The organism is Eubacteriaceae bacterium ES3 (genome assembly GCA_030586155.1).
In the GTDB taxonomy this organism is placed as follows: domain Bacteria; phylum Bacillota; class Clostridia; order Eubacteriales; family Eubacteriaceae; genus Acetobacterium.
This window is the reverse complement of sequence record CP130741.1, coordinates 2,834,569-2,857,566: the sequence shown is the minus strand read 5'-3', so window position 1 is coordinate 2,857,566 and position 22,998 is coordinate 2,834,569. Positions and strand designations below refer to the sequence as shown.

General features: G+C 36.6%; 23 protein-coding genes and 1 pseudogene. 19 read left to right on the top strand and 5 right to left on the bottom strand.

Annotated elements, in window-relative coordinates:
* Positions 1-170 precede the first annotated feature (170 nt).
* The 11 genes from Q5O24_13265 to Q5O24_13215 all read left to right on the top strand — a co-directional run bounded on the left by Q5O24_13265 (position 171) and on the right by Q5O24_13215 (position 13,479).
* On the top strand, positions 171-1,130 hold the full coding sequence (locus Q5O24_13265; protein WKY49263.1) for a thiamine pyrophosphate-dependent dehydrogenase E1 component subunit alpha: 960 nt from the start codon (positions 171-173) through the stop codon (positions 1,128-1,130).
* A gap of 12 nt (positions 1,131-1,142) precedes the next feature.
* A complete protein-coding gene (locus tag Q5O24_13260) occupies positions 1,143-2,141 on the top strand; it encodes an alpha-ketoacid dehydrogenase subunit beta (protein ID WKY47313.1) in 999 nt (332 codons plus the stop codon).
* A gap of 12 nt (positions 2,142-2,153) precedes the next feature.
* On the top strand, positions 2,154-4,751 hold the full coding sequence (locus Q5O24_13255; GenBank protein WKY47312.1) for a 2-oxo acid dehydrogenase subunit E2: 2,598 nt from the start codon (positions 2,154-2,156) through the stop codon (positions 4,749-4,751).
* A 371-nt stretch (positions 4,752-5,122) separates the two neighbouring features.
* Complete coding sequence (gene guaB, locus Q5O24_13250) at positions 5,123-6,580, top strand: IMP dehydrogenase (protein ID WKY47311.1); 1,458 nt, start codon at positions 5,123-5,125, stop codon at positions 6,578-6,580.
* Positions 6,581-6,589: 9 nt separating this feature from the next.
* Positions 6,590-8,137, top strand: coding sequence for a glutamine-hydrolyzing GMP synthase (guaA, locus tag Q5O24_13245; protein WKY47310.1), 1,548 nt, complete (start codon positions 6,590-6,592; stop codon positions 8,135-8,137).
* A 267-nt stretch (positions 8,138-8,404) separates the two neighbouring features.
* Positions 8,405-8,644 carry a hypothetical protein gene (locus Q5O24_13240; GenBank protein ID WKY47309.1) on the top strand — a complete coding sequence of 80 codons (240 nt, stop codon included), beginning with the start codon at positions 8,405-8,407 and terminating at the stop codon, positions 8,642-8,644.
* Positions 8,645-8,692: 48 nt separating this feature from the next.
* Complete coding sequence (locus Q5O24_13235) at positions 8,693-9,622, top strand: BRO family protein (GenBank protein ID WKY47308.1); 930 nt, start codon at positions 8,693-8,695, stop codon at positions 9,620-9,622.
* A 35-nt stretch (positions 9,623-9,657) separates the two neighbouring features.
* Complete coding sequence (locus tag Q5O24_13230; GenBank protein ID WKY47307.1) at positions 9,658-9,912, top strand: hypothetical protein; 255 nt, start codon at positions 9,658-9,660, stop codon at positions 9,910-9,912.
* Positions 9,913-9,926: 14 nt separating this feature from the next.
* Positions 9,927-10,898 (top strand): tyrosine-type recombinase/integrase, encoded by a 972-nt coding sequence (locus tag Q5O24_13225; GenBank protein ID WKY47306.1) that lies wholly within the window; start codon positions 9,927-9,929, stop codon positions 10,896-10,898.
* Between the two features lie 639 nt (positions 10,899-11,537).
* Positions 11,538-12,134 carry a recombinase family protein gene (locus tag Q5O24_13220; protein WKY47305.1) on the top strand — a complete coding sequence of 199 codons (597 nt, stop codon included), beginning with the start codon at positions 11,538-11,540 and terminating at the stop codon, positions 12,132-12,134.
* On the top strand, positions 12,121-13,479 hold the full coding sequence (locus Q5O24_13215; protein ID WKY47304.1) for an AAA family ATPase: 1,359 nt from the start codon (positions 12,121-12,123) through the stop codon (positions 13,477-13,479). Before Q5O24_13220 ends, Q5O24_13215 begins: the two co-directional genes overlap by 14 nt.
* A gap of 3 nt (positions 13,480-13,482) precedes the next feature.
* Here the strand turns inward: Q5O24_13215 and Q5O24_13210 are convergent, their stop codons facing one another.
* Positions 13,483-14,376 (bottom strand): IS3 family transposase, encoded by an 894-nt coding sequence (locus Q5O24_13210; GenBank protein ID WKY49262.1) that lies wholly within the window; start codon positions 14,374-14,376, stop codon positions 13,483-13,485.
* A complete protein-coding gene (locus tag Q5O24_13205) occupies positions 14,373-14,660 on the bottom strand; it encodes a transposase (GenBank protein WKY47303.1) in 288 nt (95 codons plus the stop codon). Before Q5O24_13205 ends, Q5O24_13210 begins: the two co-directional genes overlap by 4 nt.
* Positions 14,661-14,916: 256 nt before the next feature.
* On the opposite strand from Q5O24_13205, the gene Q5O24_13200 reads away from it, so the two are divergent.
* The 4 genes and pseudogenes from Q5O24_13200 (at position 14,917) to Q5O24_13185 (ending at position 18,828) form a co-directional block, all read left to right on the top strand.
* Positions 14,917-15,303, top strand: coding sequence for a hypothetical protein (locus Q5O24_13200; GenBank protein WKY47302.1), 387 nt, complete (start codon positions 14,917-14,919; stop codon positions 15,301-15,303).
* Positions 15,304-15,947: 644 nt separating this feature from the next.
* The gene (locus Q5O24_13195) at positions 15,948-17,051 is read left to right on the top strand and encodes a hypothetical protein (protein ID WKY47301.1); all 1,104 of its coding nucleotides are present in this window, start codon (positions 15,948-15,950) and stop codon (positions 17,049-17,051) included.
* Between the two features lie 18 nt (positions 17,052-17,069).
* Positions 17,070-18,494 (top strand): hypothetical protein, encoded by a 1,425-nt coding sequence (locus Q5O24_13190; protein WKY47300.1) that lies wholly within the window; start codon positions 17,070-17,072, stop codon positions 18,492-18,494.
* A gap of 205 nt (positions 18,495-18,699) precedes the next feature.
* Positions 18,700-18,828, top strand: a pseudogene (locus Q5O24_13185) (hypothetical protein).
* Between the two features lie 88 nt (positions 18,829-18,916).
* Here Q5O24_13185 and Q5O24_13180 read toward each other — a convergent pair.
* Together Q5O24_13180 and Q5O24_13175 are read right to left on the bottom strand one after the other, a co-directional pair.
* On the bottom strand, positions 18,917-19,096 hold the full coding sequence (locus tag Q5O24_13180) for a hypothetical protein (GenBank protein WKY47299.1): 180 nt from the start codon (positions 19,094-19,096) through the stop codon (positions 18,917-18,919).
* Between the two features lie 87 nt (positions 19,097-19,183).
* On the bottom strand, positions 19,184-20,056 hold the full coding sequence (locus Q5O24_13175; protein WKY49261.1) for an IS3 family transposase: 873 nt from the start codon (positions 20,054-20,056) through the stop codon (positions 19,184-19,186).
* Here Q5O24_13175 and Q5O24_13170 point away from each other — a divergent pair.
* Positions 20,048-20,203: a hypothetical protein gene (locus tag Q5O24_13170; protein ID WKY47298.1), complete on the top strand. Its 156-nt coding sequence runs from the start codon at positions 20,048-20,050 to the stop codon at positions 20,201-20,203. The genes Q5O24_13175 and Q5O24_13170 overlap by 9 nt on opposite strands.
* Positions 20,204-20,253: 50 nt before the next feature.
* Here Q5O24_13170 and Q5O24_13165 read toward each other — a convergent pair whose 3' ends face one another.
* Entirely contained in the window at positions 20,254-20,379 is a 126-nt protein-coding gene (locus Q5O24_13165) for a helix-turn-helix domain-containing protein (protein WKY47297.1), read from the bottom strand.
* Between the two features lie 112 nt (positions 20,380-20,491).
* Here Q5O24_13165 and mobC point away from each other — a divergent pair, with 112 nt between their 5' ends.
* From mobC to Q5O24_13150, 3 genes are all read left to right on the top strand, one after another.
* Complete coding sequence (mobC, locus tag Q5O24_13160) at positions 20,492-20,707, top strand: plasmid mobilization relaxosome protein MobC (GenBank protein ID WKY47296.1); 216 nt, start codon at positions 20,492-20,494, stop codon at positions 20,705-20,707.
* Between the two features lie 121 nt (positions 20,708-20,828).
* On the top strand, positions 20,829-21,665 hold the full coding sequence (locus tag Q5O24_13155) for a DNA adenine methylase (GenBank protein WKY47295.1): 837 nt from the start codon (positions 20,829-20,831) through the stop codon (positions 21,663-21,665).
* Positions 21,658-22,956: a transcriptional regulator gene (locus Q5O24_13150; GenBank protein ID WKY47294.1), complete on the top strand. Its 1,299-nt coding sequence runs from the start codon at positions 21,658-21,660 to the stop codon at positions 22,954-22,956. The genes Q5O24_13155 and Q5O24_13150 overlap by 8 nt, the downstream gene beginning before the upstream one ends.
* Positions 22,957-22,998: the final 42 nt, after the last annotated feature.

The window sequence follows — 22,998 nt, the reverse complement described above, 5'->3', positions numbered from 1 at the left end:
AACATTAAAGAATGCGTCAAAAACTCCAGATAGTTTGTGATTTTTGTAGCATTCTTTATTTTTTGTTACAAAAAGGATATAATAGACAGAACTTTATTGACATTAAAAAACAGGAACGCAGTTCCTTTAAACGTTTTATTAATTCACACCGGAATGTGGAGGAAAATATGATTGAATTATCAGAAGAAATTTTACTGAAAATTTATTTCAGAATGAATCAGGCACGGTTTTTTGAAGAAAAGATTGATTATCTTTTTTCCAGAGGACTAGTACACGGGACGACTCATCTTGCCATGGGGCAGGAAGCTTCAGCAGTTGCCTCCTGTATGGCATTAGAGGAAGGCGACTTGGTTTCACTGACTCATCGGGGACATGCTCAGGCCATTGGTTTTGGACTTGATGTTAATCGAATGATGGCTGAATTTTTAGGAAAGGCAACTGGATACTGTAAAGGAAAAGGGGGTTCCATGCATATCGCCGATGTGGAAAATGGAAACCTTGGTGCCAATGGCGTTGTTGGCGGCGGTTTTTCGCTTTCCTGCGGCGCAGCCCTAACCCAGAAGTACAAAGAAACCGGTAAAGCGGTGCTTTGTTTTGCTGGTGACGGAGCAACCAATGAGGGCTCTTTTCATGAATCACTGAATCTGGCGTCAGTCTGGAAACTGCCGGTGGTCTTTTTTATTGAAAATAACGGGTATGGTATGTCTACCCCGATTAAAAAACATATGAATATTGAACGGATTGCTGATCGCAGTCAGAGCTATGATATTCCGGGACTGACGCTGGACGGCAATGACTTTTTGGAAGTCTATAATGTTACAACTAAGGCCCTTCGTTATGCCAGGGCCGGAAAAGGTCCGGTATTGATTGAATCAAAAACATATCGATATAACGGACATTCCAAAAGTGATGCTCAGGTCTATCGCAGCAAAGAAGAAATCGCCGAGTGGAAGAAGAAGGATCCAATTCTGAAGATGAAAAATTACCTTCTCAATCGACGAATTATGACCGAAGAACAGATTGAAGCACTGGAAACAGAGGCCAGAAACTCTATTGAGGCAGCCTATAAATATGCCCAGGAAAGTCCGGAACCTGAAATTACATCGGTTCTTGATGACGTATACGCTTAAGAGAGGGATAAGATGATAAAACGATCAAAAAAAATGACTTACCGGGAAGCGATTCGTCTTGCCATGTCGGAAGAAATGCGTCGGGATGAGAATGTTATCTTTTTAGGTGAGGATATAGGTTTATATGGTGGTTCATTTGGCTTATCGGCCGGAATGCTTGGTGAGTTCGGTGATGACCGAATCATGGATACCCCAATCAGCGAAGGGGCGATAGTCGGAACCGCAGTGGGTGCAGCAGTCACCGGTCTGCGTCCGATTTGTGAAATTATGTTTATGGATTTTATGACCCTTGCCATGGATTCGCTGGTCAATCAAGGGGCTAAAATGCGATATATGTTTGGTGGACAGTCCCAGGTCCCAATGGTGATGCGTTTGCCGGCAGGTTCTGGGACCGGAGCGGCAGCCCAGCATTGTCAAAGTCTGGAGGCTTGGCTGTGTCATATACCGGGAATCAAGGTGGTTACGCCGTCAACTGCTGAACAGGCCAAAGGTCTGATGAAGGCGGCTATTCGCGATAACAATCCAGTCTGTTTTATGGAGCATAAGCTATTATATAAAGAAGTTGGTCTGGTCCCACTGGATAAGGATTTTGTGATCGAGTTGGGTAAAACGGTGGTTGAACGGGATGGTAAGGATATAACGATTGTTACTTACGGAACAATGCTAAAAAAAGCAATGGAAGCTGCTGAGTTTCTAAAAGAAGAGGGAATAGAGGTAGAAATTCTGAACCCATTGACGCTCTATCCGATGGATATGGGTCCGATTATTGAATCCGTCATTAAGACTGGAAAGCTGATAGTTGCCCATGAAGCTGCAAAAACAGGTGGAATTGGCGGAGAAATCGCAGCCAGGGTGGCCGAAAGTGATGCCTTTGATTATCTTGATGCTCCAATTGTGAGACTAGGTGGTCTGGATGTGCCGATTCCTTATAATCGGGAACTGGAAGCAGCAGTGGTGCCTCAGAAAAATGATTTTGTCCACGCTGTCTATAAGCTTTTGAATCGCGAATAAAGGAAGTGGATTATGGCGCAAGAAATAATACTTCCCAAGTTGGGAATGGATATGAGTTCAGGAACCATCATCGACTGGTTGGTAGAAGAAGGGGATAAAGTTAAAAAAGGAGAGCCAATACTGGAGATAATGACCGATAAGGTCAGTATTGAAGTAGAAGCCGAAGAATCCGGAGTGATTCTTAAAATCCTGGGCGAAGTAGACCATGAATATCCAGTCTATTCGGTCATCGGTTATATTGGTCAAGAAGGCGAATGGATTCCAGGAAACGAAAGCACCGAAGCGTTTGTGGATCATTTGGCAAAAATTGGCCTGAAATCTCAGAACGAAGAGCCAGCAGTAAAAGAAGCTGAACCACAAATGGCTGTTAAACCGGTTCGCCCACAGAAAGTTGTTCCTCAGGATGTGGTAGTACCTCAAAAGAAAGGATATGATTTGTCTATAGACGACAAATTACCTGACCTTGAGAACTACTTTCAGAATGACTATTATGTTGAGGGTGACCATGTGCTGCATGAAGTATCGGTAGCAGAGAAAAAGAAACTTTTTGAAGAGATTAAGACTAATAAATCGTTGATAACTGAAAAAAAGTCAGAAAACTTACAGAGAGCAAGAATGTCTCCAGCAGCCAGGCGTTTGATGCGGGAGGCCGGAATTGATTTGAATAATGTTTTAGGAACTGGTCCCAACGGGCGGATTCAATTAGCAGACGTGGAAAAAACAATCAGTGCCATCAAAGCAAAAGGAACGGCACCAGTGTATGAAACGGCTGAGATAGAGACTGAGTTGGAGTCGCTGGTTGGCCATCCCGAAAACCGCAAAAAAACGAAAAGTACTTTACGTCCCAAAAATCAGAGTATAAAGGAAATGACAAGAAAGAATATGACAGAAGAAAAAAATGAAAATCGAGCCAGTAGAAAATCTAATCTTGATTTTGTCCCCTTTGTTGAAAATGGAGAAGCCAATCTGCGTGATGAAATTATCGTCAAACCGACACCAATTAAGGACGAGGAAATCAAACTGAATTCCAGCGAAAATCGACCAGAGTGGGAGATGCCAGAGAACTTGAACGCTGAACCGCTAAAAGAGGAAGTGGTGGATCAAGGGGGGATTTCAGAAGAAACTGACAACACCGTAGAAGAAAGTGATGAGAATCAGGGAGTTGAATCAGAGGGTGTCACACCAGCTGATAAAGAAACTGAAAGAACTTTGACGACAGAAGCCGAAAAAGCTGAAGTTCAGAAAGCTATTGAAGAAGCGCAGGCTGAAAAAATTAAAATGATGGAAGCTATTAAAGCAGCTGAAGCGGAAAAAGAAGAAATGATCCGCCTCTTAAATGAAGAAAGAGAAAACAGAGAAGTTCAAGAGCAATTAGAAAATGCAAAGGCTGAGCAGGAATTAGAAGATGTGTCGGAAAAGAAAAATCCGAACCAGTTACTTGCAGACAAAAAACAAAAGCTGAAAGAAGAGGAAGATGAATTGGAAGCACTGATTCAGGAAGCGCGGAAACTGGCGCGGGAACTTTTGGCTGAAGAAGAAAGCAAGTCACTTCTAAATTATAAGGAAAATGCAGATCCGCATAGCAAGGTTATGGAGACAGAAGAGAGTGATGCGGTTCAAGGCAGTCAGGAAGCAAAAGCGGAGATCCCGGTTGTTGAAAAAGAAGCTATTGCTCAAGACATAATTCCAGAATTACTGATACCTGAATTGATTGATGACATAGAGCTTATCAAAAATGAAAACCTAGTGGAAGTGGCTGAAATAAATGATCTGCAGTCGGAGGAAGGAGAAACGCGCGAAGTAATGGTCGATCATGAGAATACTGAAATAGAGAAAAATTTAGCGTCAGAATCTGAGCCGGTTATAGACGGCGAAAATCTTCTAAAGAAGACAGATGTTGAGCAGTCACAAGCAGATGAGTCCAGAAAAAGTATTCCATTGTCAGGAAAACGAAAGATTATTGCTGAACGGATGTTTAAAAGCCATCAGGAAAATGCCGTCATCACTCTGACGGTAGAAATTGATATGAGCGAAATAAAAGAATTACGACGTAAAATTACCGGCAAAGTCGAAGAACAAGCCGGATATCGCTGTACCTACACGGATTTTCTTTTGATTGCTACATCCAGAGCCTTGCAAAAACATGAAATGATGAATTGCAGCCGTCAAAATGAACAGATATTTATTAACGAAGAAGTCAATATTGGTCTGGCGGTTGGGCAGGATGACGGGCTTTTGGTACCGGTTATTAAGCAATGTCAAACCATGAATTTTGTAGAAATGGTCAAAGCGCGGGGTGAAACGCTAAAGAAGATCAAGAGTAAGAAATATACGCCGGAAGATTTAAAAGGGAGTACTTTTACCATTACAAATCTGGGTATGTATGGAGTTGAGAGCTTTACGGCAATTATCAATCAACCTAATGCCGCAATTTTAAGTGTTGGTGAAGTAGTTTCAAGAATGCGTGTTATTCACGGAGAAGCAATGGTCCGTTCAGTTATGAAGATAAGTCTTAATCTTGATCATCAGGTTGCGGATGGCATGGCTGGTGCTAAATTTCTTGAAGATGTAAAAGCTGATATGGAAAATCCATCGCTGCTTTTATTCTAAAAATGATTAAAGGAAGTCCGCTTAAATGGGCTTCCTTTGTTTGTATAATCCCAAAGAAAAGTTTGTAGCTAAAGATAACGTTACCAGTAAAATAATTATTGTCATGATTAAGGTAAGTATGGTAGACTTATGAACAGAATAATAAGGACAGGAATATAGCAAGCAAGAAGCAGATGCACAATGGTCAGTTGTCTGCTTTTTTTGTATCTGAATGTGATTTAAGCATTTACAAAAAATTACTGCTTTAGAGTCTGTCAAAGCAATGAGAATCACTGACAATTATGTAATGATCCGTTTAAAACAGTCATTAAAGGCTGTTAACAATAGAGTGTAATAATCTGGATCGTGATTAGCCTGAAAGGAGTAAAAGGTTGGAGAAAATTTTAAAAGAAGGTATTACTTTTGATGATGTGTTACTGATTCCGGGAAAATCGGAAGTATTGCCAGGAGATGTGGATACAGGAACACGGCTGACTAAGAAAATTTCATTAAAAATTCCGATTATGAGTGCCGGAATGGATACCGTTACAGAAGCCCGTCTGGCCATTGCCATGGCTCGTGAGGGAGGAATCGGTATTGTTCATAAGAACATGACTATTGAAGAACAGGCTTTTGAAATTGATAAGGTCAAGCGTTCGGAAAATGGGGTTATTGTGGATCCTTTCTACTTATCTCCGGACCATAGCGTTGGTGATGCTCTGGAACTGATGGCACGTTATCGAATTTCGGGAGTACCAATTACAGTTGATATGAAACTGGTAGGAATTATTACTAACCGGGATCTAAGATTCGAAAATGACCCTAAGAAAAAAATTAAGGATGCAATGACAAAAGATAACCTGGTAACTGCTGAAGAAGGAACTACTCTGGAAGAAGCGGAAGCAATTCTTAAAAAGCATAAAATTGAAAAGCTGCCAATCATTGACAGTGAAAATACCTTAAAGGGCTTAATTACCATCAAAGACATTGAGAAAAGCATTAAATATCCTAATGCCGCTAAAGATTATCGCGGACGACTTTTAGTAGGCGGAGCCGTAGGTATCAGCAGTAATACTTTGGAACGGGTGGAAGCGCTTATAAAAGCTCAGGCTGACGTTATTGTGGTGGACACCGCTCATGGCCATTCGGCAGGTGTTGCAAGAACAGTTAAAGAAATCAAAGATAAATTCCCTGAAGTTGAACTGATTGTCGGTAATATTGCCACCGGTGCTGCCGCTAAGGATTTGATTGAAGCTGGTGCTGACTGTTTAAAAGTGGGTATTGGACCAGGATCTATCTGTACAACTCGAGTAGTTGCCGGGATTGGTGTACCCCAGATTACAGCAATTCTGGATGTAGTTGCTGTTGCTAAAGAACATGATATTCCAGTCATCGCTGATGGTGGAATCAAGCATTCAGGAGACGTAGTTAAGGCCATTGGAGCGGGTGCCGATGTAGTTATGATCGGTAGTCTGTTTGCCGGAACTGAAGAAAGTCCGGGTGAAACCATCATCTATCAGGGCCGAAGCTTTAAATCATACCGAGGCATGGGCTCATTAGGTGCCATGAAGGAAGGAAGCTCAGACCGTTATTTCCAGGAAGGTCAGAAAAAACTTGTTCCTGAAGGGGTTGAAGGTCGAGTGGCATATAAAGGAACCCTGGCTGATACAGTTTATCAGTTAGTGGGTGGACTGCGTTCAGGAATGGGCTATTGTGGAACCGGAACAATTAAAGAACTGCGTGAAAAATCACAGTTTGTAAAAATTACCAGTGCCGGACTCATCGAAAGTCATCCGCATGATATAACTATCACGCAGGAATCACCGAATTACAATAGCGCGCGCTATTAAGGAGCATTCATGACAGATAAGCATTACCAAAGTGAAGTAATCCTGATTATCGATTTTGGGGCTCAGTATAATCAGCTGATTGCCCGACGAGTCAGAGAAGCAAAAGTATATTCGGAAGTAGTTCCTTATGATATTAGTCTGGAAGAAATTAAAGCCAAAAATCCTAAGGGGATTATTTTTACTGGCGGACCTTCCAGCGTCCATGAAGAAGGCGCACCGCAGTGTGATCCGGGCATTTATGACTTGGGGGTTCCAATTTTGGGGATCTGCTATGGGGCTCAGCTGATGGCTGAACAGCTCAAAGGTAAAACGACCTCGGCAGATATTCGTGAATATGGTAAAAAAGCCCTGGAGATTAAAGTCGATTCCTGCCTCTTTAAAGGTGTTGAAGATGGCTCGATCTGTTGGATGAGCCATACGAATTACATCAAGGATATTCCCGACGGTTTTACGACTACGGCTATAACTGAAACCTGTCCGACGGCTGCTATGGAAAATGCCGACCGCCAACTGTTTGCCGTTCAGTTTCATCCGGAAGTGGAACACTCTCAGTACGGAAAAGAACTGTTAAGCAATTTTATTTATGATGTCTGTGGTTGCCAGGGACTTTGGACGATGCACAATTTTGTTCAGGAACAGATTGAAGCCATCAAAGAACAGGTTGGAGATAAAAGAGTTCTTTGTGCTTTAAGTGGTGGGGTTGATTCCTCTGTTGCGGCTACCCTGGTCCATCAGGCTATTGGCGATCGGTTAACCTGTATCTTTGTGGATCATGGTCTGCTTAGAAAAGACGAAGGCGATCAGGTGGAAGCGATTTTTAAAGACCGTTTCCATATGAATTTCATCCGGGTTAACAGTGAAGAACGTTTCCTTAGTAAACTCGCAGGAGTATCTGATCCGGAACGAAAACGAAAAATTATTGGTGAAGAATTTATCCGTGTCTTTGAAGAAGAATCCGGTAAATTGAATAATATCGATTTTCTGCTTCAGGGAACGATTTATCCCGATGTAATTGAAAGCGGAACAAAAAATGCGGCAGTCATTAAAAGCCACCATAATGTTGGTGGTCTTCCGGAAGATGTTGATTTTGAACTTATTGAGCCGCTCAGAAACCTGTTTAAGGATGAAGTACGAGCCGTTGGTGAAGAAATCGGACTTGATCATGACCTTGTCTGGCGTCAGCCTTTCCCAGGACCGGGTCTGGCTATTCGTGTTATGGGTGATATCACCAAAGAGAAACTGGATATTCTAAGAGACGCCGATTTTGTCTTCCGTGATGAAATTGCCAAAGCTGGTCTTGATGAAGAAATCTGGCAGTATTTTGCTGTCCTTCCAGGAAACCGAAGCGTTGGGGTTATGGGCGATGAAAGAACCTATGATTATACGATTGGTTTAAGAGCCGTTACATCTGTGGATGGCATGACCTCTGACTGGGCACGAATTCCTTTTGATGTGCTGGAAAATATTTCCACCCGTATCGTTAACGAGGTAAAACACGTCAGCAGAATTGTTTATGACATTACCAGTAAGCCACCTTCAACGATTGAGTGGGAGTAGGTTTTGAGATTTTTGTTAAACTAGATAACAAATATATAAATGGCTATATAAAGCGATTTTCAAGAATTATAATCTAACAATTAAATATGTGAGCTAAGCCTTGGGTGGTTATGATGTAGAGCATGGAATTTTACAATCATAGCCACCTATTTTTTATGAAATTTTTAATTTTTGGAGGTGAAAAAAGAAGATAAATGAATGTTTAAAGATCCTAGTTAAACGCAGTTTTGCTGTGAAAATCAATTAAATTATTTGGAGGTTAAAACAATGAAACGAGAAACACGAAAAATGGTTTTACTTAATCAGATTGATTTAATGCGTGAATTAGTCGATGCAAATCCAGAGTTCACAGAGGATGCTATACAACAATGTTTTGGAATGCTACGCTATTCATGTGCTTTAACTGATATAGATTATGAATTTGAGATGAGTTTTCGAGTGATAATAAGAGACTATCTTCAAAAGTCCAAAGGGTATAGAAGACCATATATAAAACAGAAATCATAAGCTCATCCCCAAAAAAAACAAGCCCTCCATTCCCTAACCAGTGGTAAAATGCCACAAAAGCCCAATTTACAACTTGTACAACCTACACAACCTAAACAAGATGCTCAAGTGGTGCAAGATGTAGAACAATTGAATGACCTGCAAATATTCAACAATGTGGAATTTGGCAATATTCGTGTGATTGAGATTGATAATGAACCATGGTTTGTTGGGAAAGATGTTGCAGGATGTTTGGGGTATAGTAAAGCAAGAAATGCTATTGCAACTCATGTTGATGATGATGATGCCCTAAAACAGGGCCTCATAGATAAACTAGGAAGAATGCAAGATACTATCTTAATCAACGAATCCGGTCTTTACTCACTCATCATGTCAAGTAAACTACCCTCAGCCAAACGCTTTAAACGATGGATTGACGATGATGTGATGCCACAAGTTAAAAACATCAACACCACTCAAATGGCTTTAAATGGGGATTTTAGCGATTTAATGAACTTTGAAAATTCAGAATTTGGCGCTATTCGGGTGATTGATCAAGATGGTAAAACGTACTTTTGTGGAAGTGATGTGGCCAGTGCGTTGGGGTATGCAAGACCACAAAATGCAATTAACATTCATTGCAAGGGTGCCCTAAAACAGGGCATCCCTACCAATGGCGGAGTCCAACAAATGCTTTTCATTCCTGAAGGTGATTTATACCGACTTATTGCAAGCAGCCAACTTCCTTCAGCCATAAGATTTGAAGCATGGATATTTGATGAGGTTCTCCCACAGATCCGCAAAACAGGTGGTTACATTCCAGTGGATCAAGGTGACAGTGATTTGATGATTATGGCAAAGGCCCTTAATATCATGCAAAATACACTGGCAGATAAGGACAGTATCATTAAAGCCTTGCAACCTAAAGCCGATTTTGCTGATTGTATGCTTAAGTGCAATAACAGTATAAGTGTTGGGGAATTTGCGAAGGTGATTTAAAACAATTAAAATAAAAACTTGAAAGAGGTAATTAAATGAACGAATGTTGTAATGGAATTAAAGAGAAAATCGAGATATTTTGTGTGAGATTATCCGATTTGTTTGACAGTGGTGCAATATCTGAAGATGTTACAAGGTGTCTGGTTGGTGAACTATTGGAAGTTGATGACCAGTTAATCATGAACTTAGGTGGTGATATCAGCAGATATAATTTATTCTGTGAGGATATTGATGATTACTTTATTAAAAAGTTCAAAAATGAAGAGGTTCAGGATTTTATTGTAGTATAAAGGAGTTAAACACAATGAAAAAAGGGTGGAAATCTACAGGCAAAAAGAGAGTTGGTAATATTGAGATTGAAAAAATGACTTATAAAGAACTAGTTGATCTATATGAAAAGGAGTGTATGCGAAAAGGAACATCGGATATTACATTTAAAGGTTATGAGTATGCCAGTAAATATTTTATGGACTTTGCAGGTAAGAATGTTAAATGTTGTGATATAACGCAAGAACTTGTTGATGATTATGTTATTTGGCTTGCAGACAAAGGGATTAAGGACACTTCAATCAATTCCTATCAGTATAAGATTTCCCCTATTATCAATTATGGAGCGAAAAAGGGCTATATACCAAATAAAATTGAATTTAGAAAGGTGATCGAACAGGAAACAACGAAAGAAATCTATTCAAACAGTGAACTTGAAGCATTGTTAAAAAGACCGGCAAATAAATCATTCTCAAACTATCGCACCTGGGTTATCATCAATACATTAATCTCAACAGGTATAAGGTCAAAAGAGTTACGAGAACTAAAAATTAAAAATGTTGATTTAGAAAATAACCTAATATCTTTAGATCATACAAAGAACAGGAAACCCCGTGTGATTCCTATCAGCAGTACCTTATTTGTTGTGCTTAATGAATATCTGAAAGCTAGAAATGGTCTGCCAGATGAGCCGCTATTCTGTAATATATTTGGGGAACCTTTAGCAAGAACCACATTACAGGCAAGTGTCACAAAGTATTGCAAAGAGCATGGAGTTAGTAAGACATCAGTCCATTTGTTTAGACATACATTTATTACATTGAGCGTGAGAAAAGGTGTTTCACCACTGGTATTGAAAAGAATCACAGGTCATAAAAATCTGACAATGCTCAATCATTATTATAATTTTGATGTTAATGATATCGTTAATATTGTGGATGACATAAACCCTCTGGAAGATTTCAGTATTAAGAAAAAACATGATTTTGGTAAGTATAAGACAAGATAAATCAATATATATGAAATAAAGAGATATTAAAATGAATTAACAGCATTATAATGGCAAAATAAAGCCCTGAGAGGCCGTCAGACAAGAGAAAATTAATTTTAGGTGTTCTTATATACCCTGAAATTTTAAAGAGTCTGACAGGTTCAAGAAAACACTATATTTACTATGAAAAGCCTGTATCAAGGGCTTTTTTTAATGAATAAAAGATGTTTGACAACGATAATGAATGCAACGGTAACATGGGAACAGCTTACCAAATTTTTTTAGTTTGGTGATCGAGCATCGGTCAATTATTTCCAGATTGTAGTGTTAGGGAACCCCGCTGTGTCAGGGAATTCTAGCACTTATTTTTTTAGTAAACTACCCCCTCTAAATATAATGGTATTGATTTTGAGGTTGTGTCAGGTTGTTATATCCATATAAATAATAAAGAATTACAACGGGAACAGATATTGGTAGAGTATTGCATTTGAGTATCATTAGGGCATAGTCTAGTGATACTAAATATATGTGGTGATTTACGTTTCACAAGAACTGGATATACAATAAAGAAACGTATCGATATAAAAATATATCCTATTGACACGTAAAATGATTCATGCTATTCTATAGAAGATTAAACGAATGGAGGTCAGAGAAATGAAGGTAGGATATGTGAGAGTCAGTACAGAGGAACAGAACGAAGCAAGACAGATAGAAATTCTGAATTGTTTGGGTGCTGAAGAGATCTATGTCGACAAAGTATCTGGCAAGGATACTAATCGACCACAGTTCAAGAAAATGATGGAGTACCTCAGAAAAGGTGATACCTTAGTGGTGGAATCCTATTCCAGATTGTCACGGTCAACAGTTGATCTTATTAAAACTGTTGAAAGACTCAATGAAAAGGGTGTGGATTTTATAAGCCAGAAAGAAAAGATTGATACAACAACAGCACAAGGCAAGTTAATGATGACTATTTTCGCAGGTATTTATCAGTTTGAGCGTGAATGTATGCTTGAAAGACAGAAAGAAGGTATTGCCATTGCTAAAGCTGAAGGTAAATATAAAGGACGTAAGCCCATTGAAGTTGATCAAAAGCAGTTTAAAGAGGTTTATGACGAATGGAAGGCTGAAAAGATCATGGCTGTTGAAGCAATGGAAAAGCTAAATTTATCGAAACCCACATTTTACAGGAAAGTTAAGGCTTATGAAGCTAAACAAAACAAAGGTGGTGATGTGATTGGAGGCAATTAAATATAAACTAAAGTCTGACTACATCATGGAAGACACTGAACTTATGGAATTAATTAAAGATACGGCTGAAAAGCATCAGGTTATCTTATTGGTAGCACCACAGGGAACAGGCAAGAGTTATTATTTTCAGAATATTGAAACCCCCAGTATCATCATTTCACCAACAAGGGCATTAACAAACCAATATTTCTCAGCATCTATAAAAGACAAATATGGCGATACAAAAGCTTTACCCAATACATTCTTTCAATCTGTTGAACATATTCAAGAGAATGCGAATGACGTTGATTTTCTGGTAATAGATGAGATCCACAAGGCTGTTCAGTATAGCAGTTTCGCCTATCAACAGACAGATAACATCATAAAAGCTTTTGATGAGTTCAAAAAATCAGGTAAGCCAATCATTCTGACCACAGCGACACCGGATATTCTTAAGTGTCTGGAAGGTTTTCCAATATATGATGATATTTGTGCCAGAATTGAGATCATTACAGACAAAGAATATGTTAAAGAAGTTCGTGTGATGGAGGGATATGCTGAAAGTAAGGTTGAAGATCTTATAAAAGAGCGATACAATTCAGACAATGATTCCATGCAGGTTGTTTTGATTAACAATACTAAAAGAGTTGAGAAATTGGCAGAAAAATTAAACAATACCGGAATTAAATCTATTGGGATAAGTTCACAGAACAGAGATCCATGCAGTGATGAAGAACGGATTTTTAAAGAACTGACCAAAAATAACCAAATTGATTACAATGTCCTGATTGCTACATCATGGGTAGATGTTGGGATCAACTTTGTTAATGAAAATATTACAGATATCTATTGTATGTTTGATGATGAATATAGAAGGGGAGACTTTACCCTGTTATGGCAGTTCATGGCAAGGGCGAGAAACGTTAAGCCAGTATTTTATATTACCAGACCAGTTCTAACAGAATATGAAGAGGGTTTAATAAATAATGCTGCATCACATTTTAGTCTGACAAATGAAGACGTTAAAGAAGAGTTCATGAGAATGTACAATGATGGCATTGAAAGCAAGGTATATTCATATCTGTATAAACATTTTTGTGATATGGCACAATATTTGATTGAACAATATTATGATAGATTCATTATTAAGGAAACATTGGAGTCAGTAACAGGGATATATTTTGGTCAATACCAACCTGATATTGCCAAATTCTCACCAATTCCTGTCAGGTATTTGCTGTATAAAATACTGGAAAAGGTCAGTTTGGAATTGTCAATAATAGTTCAGTCAAAACCTGCAAGGAATTATCCGAGTCCCTATGGGATAACCAGCCCTCATCGTCGGGAACAGCCTTCACAATTTTAAATGCTATGCAGCGAGCTGTTGATTGTCGATAAAAAGCCCCCGATAAACCAGCGGTGGATACCCATTATTTGTGCTGTAAATTCGTCGTCGATTATAATAATGGATATAGCGGTAAACAACCGTTTTGACTTCAACCATGGGCATACTTTTGGTATTAATTTTATAGAGCTTCTCTTTTTTCAGCGTTGCGAAAAAACTTTCCATCCGGGCATTATCATAACAACGCCCGGTGCCACTCATACTCTGGATGGCATTTGCTTTTTTCAATACATTTCGAAAGCGTTGGCTGTTAAACTGCGTGCCTCGATCGGAATGAAGGATCATTCCTTCGGCACCATCATCTCTGCAGGCCTTCTGAAACGCTTCAACACAAAGGTCTGCCCGCATGTTGTCATCCATCCTGAAGCCCCGGATACTGCCGTCATAACAATCAAAAATGGGTGCCAGATAAAGTTTTCCATCTTTACAGGGGATTTCCGTGATATCCGTAAGCCATTTTTGATTCGGCGCTTCCGCTGTGAAATCCTGTTTGATGAGGTTTTCAGACTTTTGCGCTTCGGCATCGGCTTTCGTGATCCCATTGGGTTTACGCTTCATGCAGATCATCAGATTATTTTCTTTACAGATCCGGTAGATCGTCCTTAAACTCCCATGATAGTCCCGATTTAATCGAAGATAATCATAAATACGTCGAACACCATAATTGGCGTTTTCTTCGTCTTCCTGAATTAATTCATAGATTTGCGCCAAAAGATTCGCATGCTTATCTGGTTTACTATTTGATCGCAGAAATTTATAGTAACCTGATTCGCTGACACCAAGCGTACGACAGAGCAGGGCAACCGGCCAACGGTCCCGGCGGTCGGTAATATATGACATCCGCTGCTGTTTTGCTATTTCTTTCGGCGCTTGACAAAAAAACCAAGCGCATCCTGAAGAATCTCAATCTCTTCTTTTGCTTCCCGTAGCTCTTTTTCGAGCTGCTTTAAACGATTGGGATCTGTTGGAGGGATATTCCCTGGATCATCACAAAAACCAACCTTTCCACTTTTAGCTTTGCTGATCCATGTGTATAATGTATCGATTTTTATACCTAATCGCTCTGCTGCCGCTTTGTTGCCAATCTCATTTGCCAGTTTCAACGCTTCATAGCGTTCTTCAGCACTATATATTTTTTTCATTATTAGTCAGTCCTTTTTATTTCTATTTTACCTCATTTCCTTGCAATTTGGGACTGCACTTTTATGATAACACTCCAGTTTCAGCCATGAGCTGATTGAAGACAATACAAACTGTTTTACAATCAACAAGTGTAAAAGCCAAAATCCTTATTATGGACTGTGTTCATATGAGGAAGAGCGAAGGATTAAAAGCCATCTTGAAAGGCTTGCATTTAGCAAAGCTAATTTTACAACACAAGATGAAATTGCTGAATTGATGAGTCTATCAGATAATAAGCTTGGGATAACAACTCAATTGAAGCCATTTATCAAACAATGTGAACTTGACTTAGTGATGATTGAGACAGAAAGAACCAGTAGCAAACGTTCTTACAGCTTGTTTCATGATTATGACATTTATCAAGTATGTGAATGCTGTGATAATTATGGAGTTAATTTTGCTAAATATGGTTATGCTAAATACCCGATTGAATCAGCTAAGAAGATTTTGAAATTAAAGCCAGATATTGAAGTGATACCAATTAATGAGGATGAGTACTTTATAAATATTTCCTGTTTAGATAATCTTGAAACACTTACAGATGATAAGGAATTATATAGTCTGTTGATGGATCTTAACAATATCGAAGCCCATAATTCGTAGGACTTATGGGGTTCAAAGATCATTGATGACTGTCAATGAGCTTAGAATACAATGACAAAGAAATATTCTATATAAGTAAAAAAATCTTTGTCATTGCTGAATAACATTAAAGTAGCAGTAATTAAAAGGTGACAAATAGATATTCTTTATATAGGAAAAAGTGATTTGTCACCCATGATATTAGTCTCTAATTCTTGGAGAACGATCTAATTATGGTGATTCTTGTCATCAATTACCCGTATTCTCGTAATATGATGACAGGCAACTTCTTTACAGTCAGTTGCTAATGTTTGTTTTACAAATGGAATGCTAGAAGGGTTTATATAAAAGGGTGAAAAGATTGTTCTTATATATAGAGAAATAAACTTCTCACCCTAATTAAAAGTGGTGATATTTAGGAATCTGGTTACATGAGCCATATTCACGAACAGCAAGATATCACAAGAGCAACCATACATATCACTTGTCGACTCATGTTTATAATTAAGATCTTGACACTTCGGTGAATGAGATTGGTGTTAGAACACAATAATCTGAATTTTCTTGAATTACTCAGTATTAATTGATAGAATTTAACAGTAATTAAATTTAGAAATTGGATCAATTGTATGATCTGCTGTAGCTAAAATTTAAGGAGCTGAATGATGAAAATAAAAAATCCAATTGAAAGTGATATTTCACTTCGTGCGCAATTTTATCTTGAGCTAATAAAGCATGTTATTAAAACGAATATCTTGCATCCAAAAACAAAATTTGGTGATGGGGATGGATTGATTGTATTTTTGAGTACAAATATTTGTTTTGATAGTGCAGTGTTTATCTATGAATGCATTCAGTATTTTGAAGAACATAATGAGGAACTATATACTGAAATATTTGAGCATCTGACTGTTGAGAGCTATGAAAGAATAAAAGATGTTAGGAATAATATGCATCTATATAACAAAAAAGGATCATATCAAAAAAAAGCTAACCAAATTATTGGTGATAGAATAGATGAATTTGAAGCTTGGGCTGATGAAAATAATGATCTTACCAATGATGATATCAGCTGTATGTATTACAATGACGGAAAGCAATCTATTTTTTTAGGATGCAGTTACTTTGTTTACCATTTTGCACAAGAGTATAAAGGCGAAGACTTTAAAGAATTTGCTGAAAATATTAGCGGAACTTTATCATGTATAGTAAATTTTGGTATTAGCAAGGTTAAATTGCCTTCAGTACAAATTAGACCCCTCAACTTTGAAATTTCATTATCTGATGAAAAGAGTGATGACTTTTTAAATAAAAATGGTATTGATGTTAGTACGAACTTTAGGATATTGTTATGTCTTGCTGTTGCAAGTTGGACATATATTCAGTATTTTAAAGTTATAGATGGTGATAAGCTATTCGATAATTCTAAGTCTAGATGGATCGTTTTAAAAAATCTTTCTATTAAATATGACGAAATATTTGATAGTATCGAAAACCTTTTAAAGTATTCTCAGTCAAAAAGCAAGCTCAATTATATTTTTGCAGATTCACAAGTTGATTTTGATAATGCTAGTTATCGGGAAGTGATTCAAGCAATACGAAATACAGTTCATTATAATCATGATGATTTGGAAACAGGTATGGATTATTACAACAGCTTTAAAACAAGGCATAACCTTACAGTGAGTGATTTCAATAAAATGTTTATATATATGAAAGAAAATTTAGAAGCACTTATTTTAACATTGCAGTATTTTATAAATGTGTAAATCATAACTGGAGGGAATATGCAAGGTGAAGATATTTTTGTGATACTTAATAATATTAATAATATGATAATGCTATTGATCAAAAAGTACAGCGGGGAATCATTAAAAAAGAAAGATTTTTACTCATGTTTCTTTTTTTGTGAGTTAGGATTGATTATTGGTGTATTCCTTTCCTTGATTAGGAATACATTTCCTATTAGTTTCTCAGAGGAATTAAATAATATTTTGTTATTTAGTATGGGAAATAGAGATGTATATGTAACACCATATTTTATCGGGTTTTCACCAGCTGAATTGAAATTAATTTTAAGTAGTGTTGGAATTGTTGGTATTGCTTTAATATTATTAAAATTCAAAATAAAGAGAAAAAGTATTTTTGTCATAATTGTAGCGATTCAAGGAATTTTACTTTTTTTAATGTATGAAGAGACTAAATTTATTATCTTCATAATGGTTGCTGTTTTTATTGCATTAAGAATATTTGTTCCTTTTGGAAAAGGAAAGTATTTTGAGTTAATTAGATATGGAAGTTATTTCAATGACATATATGTATATCATGGGCATAAAAACAAAATTTGGACAAGTATAAAATTGATTTTAGGTTGTATTGGATTTGTAATAGCATTTAAATATTTGTTTCCAGTTTTTTCAGGGGTGCTTTTAACGATATTATTTTTTTCAATAGTATTGTTAATATGGATCAATTCATCAGAAAATATGGTGACGAATATAATAAGAAAGATACTTGTATATGCAATTATTATTCCATTTGTATTATTGAACAATAACACTTTTAATTTGAGTATCCTAAATATAGGATTAGTCTTAGTTGCAGTGTTTTTCTCAATAGAACGAGTAATAAATTTATTTAAAGAGTTAAAAAACAAAATTGAAACGGAAAGCAACAGATTTCTACTAAATGAGGTGACAGATTGTGATAAGTTGATTAAAGAGGTAATAAATATTACAACTGAAATGAGTGAATCAATATCTGAAAAATTATTGATTAGACAGATTATTATATATTGGAAACTTGAGTTATCAGAAATAAAAGAATTATTAAAAATATATAATGATAAACAGTATCAAAAGGAAAGTATGCTTATCAATGGAATAGACTATTTTGTACATATTGATAAATACGAATCTTTGACGGAGAAAGCTAAGTATTTAGAAAAGATTAACAAGAGATCAGATAATGAAATGTTGTTTTATGATGTAGTCGAAGAATATGCAATAGTGTTATTCATGTTAGGGAAGGATTACGGGAAAATAGAATCGCTTCTCAATAATGATTTGTGGCTTTTTATGACGGATGATTTAAAATACATCTTATACTATGCGAGTTTAAAAGTGAATAAGAAAGAACAAGCAGAGCTATTAAAAAGAGAGATTAGAAATTTTAATAAAGTTCACTTATGTATGAGTGAATACATTAATTAATTGAAAGTCCAAATTGATAGAAATCAATAATTGTGTTGATTGTTGTTGTTTAACGGGTAACTTTGGGGTTGTATTTTGGTATACTATAATTAAATTATATCAACTATTGGTTTAAAAAATTTATCTCAATCCCATATTGTCATAATTTAAAATTCATGTTATGATGATTAAAACGTAGCCAGTTATCGGCTTTACTTCGTAGCCAATACCGGCATTCCTAATTGAAAAATCGCATAACAGAGCCGTTTGCGTAAGCCCTTTCGAGGTAAAACACGTCAGCAGAATTGTTTATGACATTACCAGTAAGCCACCTTCAACGATTGAGTGGGAGTAGCGACAAAAATACCCGAAAACCTTGTAAACACAGGGGTTTCGGGTTTTATTTTTGTCTTTTGACTGACTTTTGACTCCAAAAACATTTTTTAGTCTTTATTTCTTTCCTTGTATATCAATTTCTTTTGATTCTCTGCAATGCTAAACGGATATCGAGTTTTCCACTCTAAATAATCTGATTCAATTTGCTCTTTATTTTCTTCACTGTCCTTTAAATCACTTTTCTTTTCTTGATAGCGATTGTACCACTGCTCCAATCGACTGTTCATTTTTAGGTCGTTATAGGTAATGGCGTATCCTAGACGGGTCTTCTGTCAAGATTTAGTACAAATTAAAATGAGAAGTTTATCCTCATTTTAACCAGCTAATTGCAAATCTGATTTGTTCAATTTTGTAAATAGTTTTTCAAAATCATCGGGCGACATAAAATCGCAATGACTGTGAATCCGTTTTGTATTATAAAAGGATTCAATATATTCAAATACAAGCCGATAGGCATGCTTGAAATCACTGATTTTAAAGCGCTTTATCCATTCCCGTTTAAGGAGGGAATGAAAAGATTCAATACATGCATTGTCACAGGGAAATGCCTTTTTAGAGTAGCTTCGTTGCATTTTAGCCGTTGCCTTTCGATACTCTTTTAAAACAAATTGGCTGCCGCGATCTGAATGCAAAATCAATGGCAGTTCAGTACAACGCCGTGCTTTTGCTTTATTAATCGTATCAATTACACAAGATACTTCCATCGTTTTTGAAAGCGTCCAGGCAATGATTTTTCGGGAGTAGAGATCCATAATACTTGTCAGATAGACAAAACCATAAATTGTCCAGATATACGTTATGTCGCTGCACCAAACCGCGTTTGGGCGTTCAGGATTGAAGCGTTCATCCAGAATATTCTGAAGTTCATGACTAAAATCTGAATCTCTAGTTGTCGTTGTCCAGGGTCTGATCCATTGAGCTCTGATGCCCATTTCTTTCATATATTTACCGACAGTGCGTTCTGAAATGGTTTCACCGCCCTTTTGCAGCTCTATCCTGATTTTAGGCGCACCATAATTCTGATGGGAGTCATGATAGATTTCTTTGATTTTACTTTTTACGGCTTCCTTACGTTTCTGTAAATCAGAAGGCACATGGTTAAGCCAGGCCCGGTATCCGGACCGGGAAACGCCTAAAATTTTCAGCACTCCGGAGACAGAAACTCGGCGGTCTTCCTTATGGGTAATTTTTGCCTTTTCAGAAACCTCCTGATAGATGGCTTCTGTTATTTTCCCAGAATGCCGATGGCTTTTTTTAATACATCAAGCGCATCCTGGGTATCACGTAATTCACGTTTTAATCTGGCAATTTCTTTTTCTTCATCAGAAGCATAATTACCAGATCCCCGACATTCAATGTCGCCAGAATCTTGCAGCTCTTTCTTCTATCTGGAAAGCGTCTGCTGACTGATAGCAAGATTCGATGCACATCCCTGTAATCCAAGATCGTTGTGGTCCTGATAGTATTGAACTGCATCGAACTTAAACTGTTTATCAAAGTGTTTTGCCATAATGAGATCCTCCGTTTAATGATAGATTTATTGTATCATGTTTTTCTATTTTGGACTTTCTCATTTTCACTTGTACTATTTATATTCTAACAGCAGCTATTGTAATTTTTCTATGAGCGATTATTTAAGAAGTGTTAGTGTAGATGGCTACATAATAAAGCATGATTTACATGGATTAAAGGAGGTCAATGCTATTGGAGTTAATATAAATCAAATAGCAAGGCAAGTGAATTTTCAGAATGAAGTTACTGAACGTGATGTTGATGAATTGAGGGTTCAATATGAAAAGCTTTTTGAAGTAGTAAATGGACAGATTTTGAATGGATAATTCTAATCAGCCTATTTATATTACTAGGCAAATGATGTATAATGAGAATGGTATGCAATGATTTTCGGGAAAGTTTTCTTGACAAAAGATGCATAATGTTCTATGGATTGGAGTTAATGATATGAAATACAATAAATTGGCTTCACCAATACTTAAATGGGTTGGTGGAAAGAGACAATTGTTACCTGAAATACGAAAGTACATACCGAAAAAGATTACTTCTTACTATGAGCCTTTTGTTGGTGGCGGTGCAGTATTATTTGATATTCAACCACAAAAAGCAATTGTAAATGATGTCAATAGTGAGTTGATTAATCTGTACCAAGTAGTTAAAGATGATGTTGAAGCATTAATTGAAGATTTAACTAAACACAAGAATGAAGCAGATTATTTCTATGAGATACGTGCATGGGATCGAGACCCTTCAATTTATAATAAACTTACAAGTGTTGAGCGTGCTTCAAGAGTTCATTATCTGAACAAAACTTGCTATAACGGATTATTTAGAGTTAACCAAGCTGGGCAATTTAACTCTCCCTTTGGAAGATATAAAAATCCAAATATTGAGAACCCAATCACATTAAGAGCAGTAAGTAAATATTTTAATGAAGCTAAGGTTGAGTTTAGGAATACAGACTTTGAAGATGCAGTAAAAGGAATTAGGCAAGGTGCTTTTGTTTATTTTGATCCACCTTATGATCCTGTTTCAGATAGTTCCAATTTTACAGGATACGCTAAAGGTGGTTTTGACAGAGATGAGCAAATTCGGTTGAAAAGATTGTGTGATAAATTGAATCAAAGAGGAATAAAATTTCTTCTATCAAATGCATCAACTGATTTTATTCTTGACTTGTATAAGGATTATACAATTGAAATTATACAAGCAAAGAGGGCCATTAATTCAAATGGTGATGCTCGTGGTGAAGTAGACGAAGTATTGGTGAGGAACTATGAGTAATAAACCGAAAACCCTCAATGATAAAGCATGGGAAAAGATATTTGATAAGTATAATATCATTAGATGCGTTGAGGAAAGCGGTCTTTATGAAATTACAGCAAAACAAATAAATGAGTTTAGAGAGGCAAGGCTTATGACCAAATTTGATCATAGAAGTAACTTGCCTATTCTGTTTGAAGAAAATAAATTATCTATATTGCCTATCACACGTGGCAGTTATGTAATTGCTAATTTTGAAGCCTATCATGATTTTGAATCACCTGTCACAGGAATTAATAAAGTGGTTGCTCCTGACTTTATTCATAGTATAGATTTTGAAAATATAACAAGTGAAGCAACAGCAATTAATGTTGCTTATCTATCAGGAATTTTAGCGGATTTTATCGGAGAGGAAACATTATTACCTACTGTCAATGGTAGGATGAGTTCTGAAAGGTTTGACTTTAATATTTATAATAAAGTATCTAGGCAACTTCAAAATATTGCTGTTGTAAACTCGCAGATTGAAATTGACGGTGGATATGAAGGATTTGATTCGCTTACATTGATTGAAGCTAAAAACTCGCTGTCTGATGATTTTTTGGTAAGGCAATTGTATTATCCATTTAGATTGTGGCAAGGAAAAGTAAGAAAACCTGTTAAGCCAGTGTTCTTAACCTATACAAATGGTGTATTTAATCTTTGCGAATATGAATTTCAGGATCCAAATAACTATAGCTCACTAGTTTTAGTAAAACAAAAAAACTATACACTCGAGCAAGAAGATATTCAAATAGATGAGATTATTTCTATGATGAATCAAATTTCAATTACCAATGAGCCTGATGGAATTCCTTTCCCACAAGCTGATAGTTTTAAAAGAGTGATAAATATTTGCGAGTTACTAAATGAAAATGAGTTTTTGACTCGTGAAGAGATAACATACAATTATGATTTTGATATAAGGCAAACGAATTATTATACTGATGCATGTAGATATTTGGGATTAGTAGATAAGGAACGAGAACGAATTGAAGGGGTTAAATACTTTTTGACAGATAAAGGAAGGAGTATTTTTAGATTAAATCTTAAAAACAGAAATCTTTCGTTTGTTAAATGTATATTGGAAAAAAGGGCGTTTAATGAAGCATTTAAAGAATATTTATCTGAACTTGAACTTCCATCAAGAAATGATATTGTAAAAATTATGGAAGAGTCAGGATTATATAATGTTAATTCAGAGTCAACCTATAAACGTAGAGCATCAACAATATCAGGTTGGATTAATTGGATTTTGGATTTAGCTAGATAATAAATGATTCTTGGGGGTGAAAAAATGACTTATGAATATGAT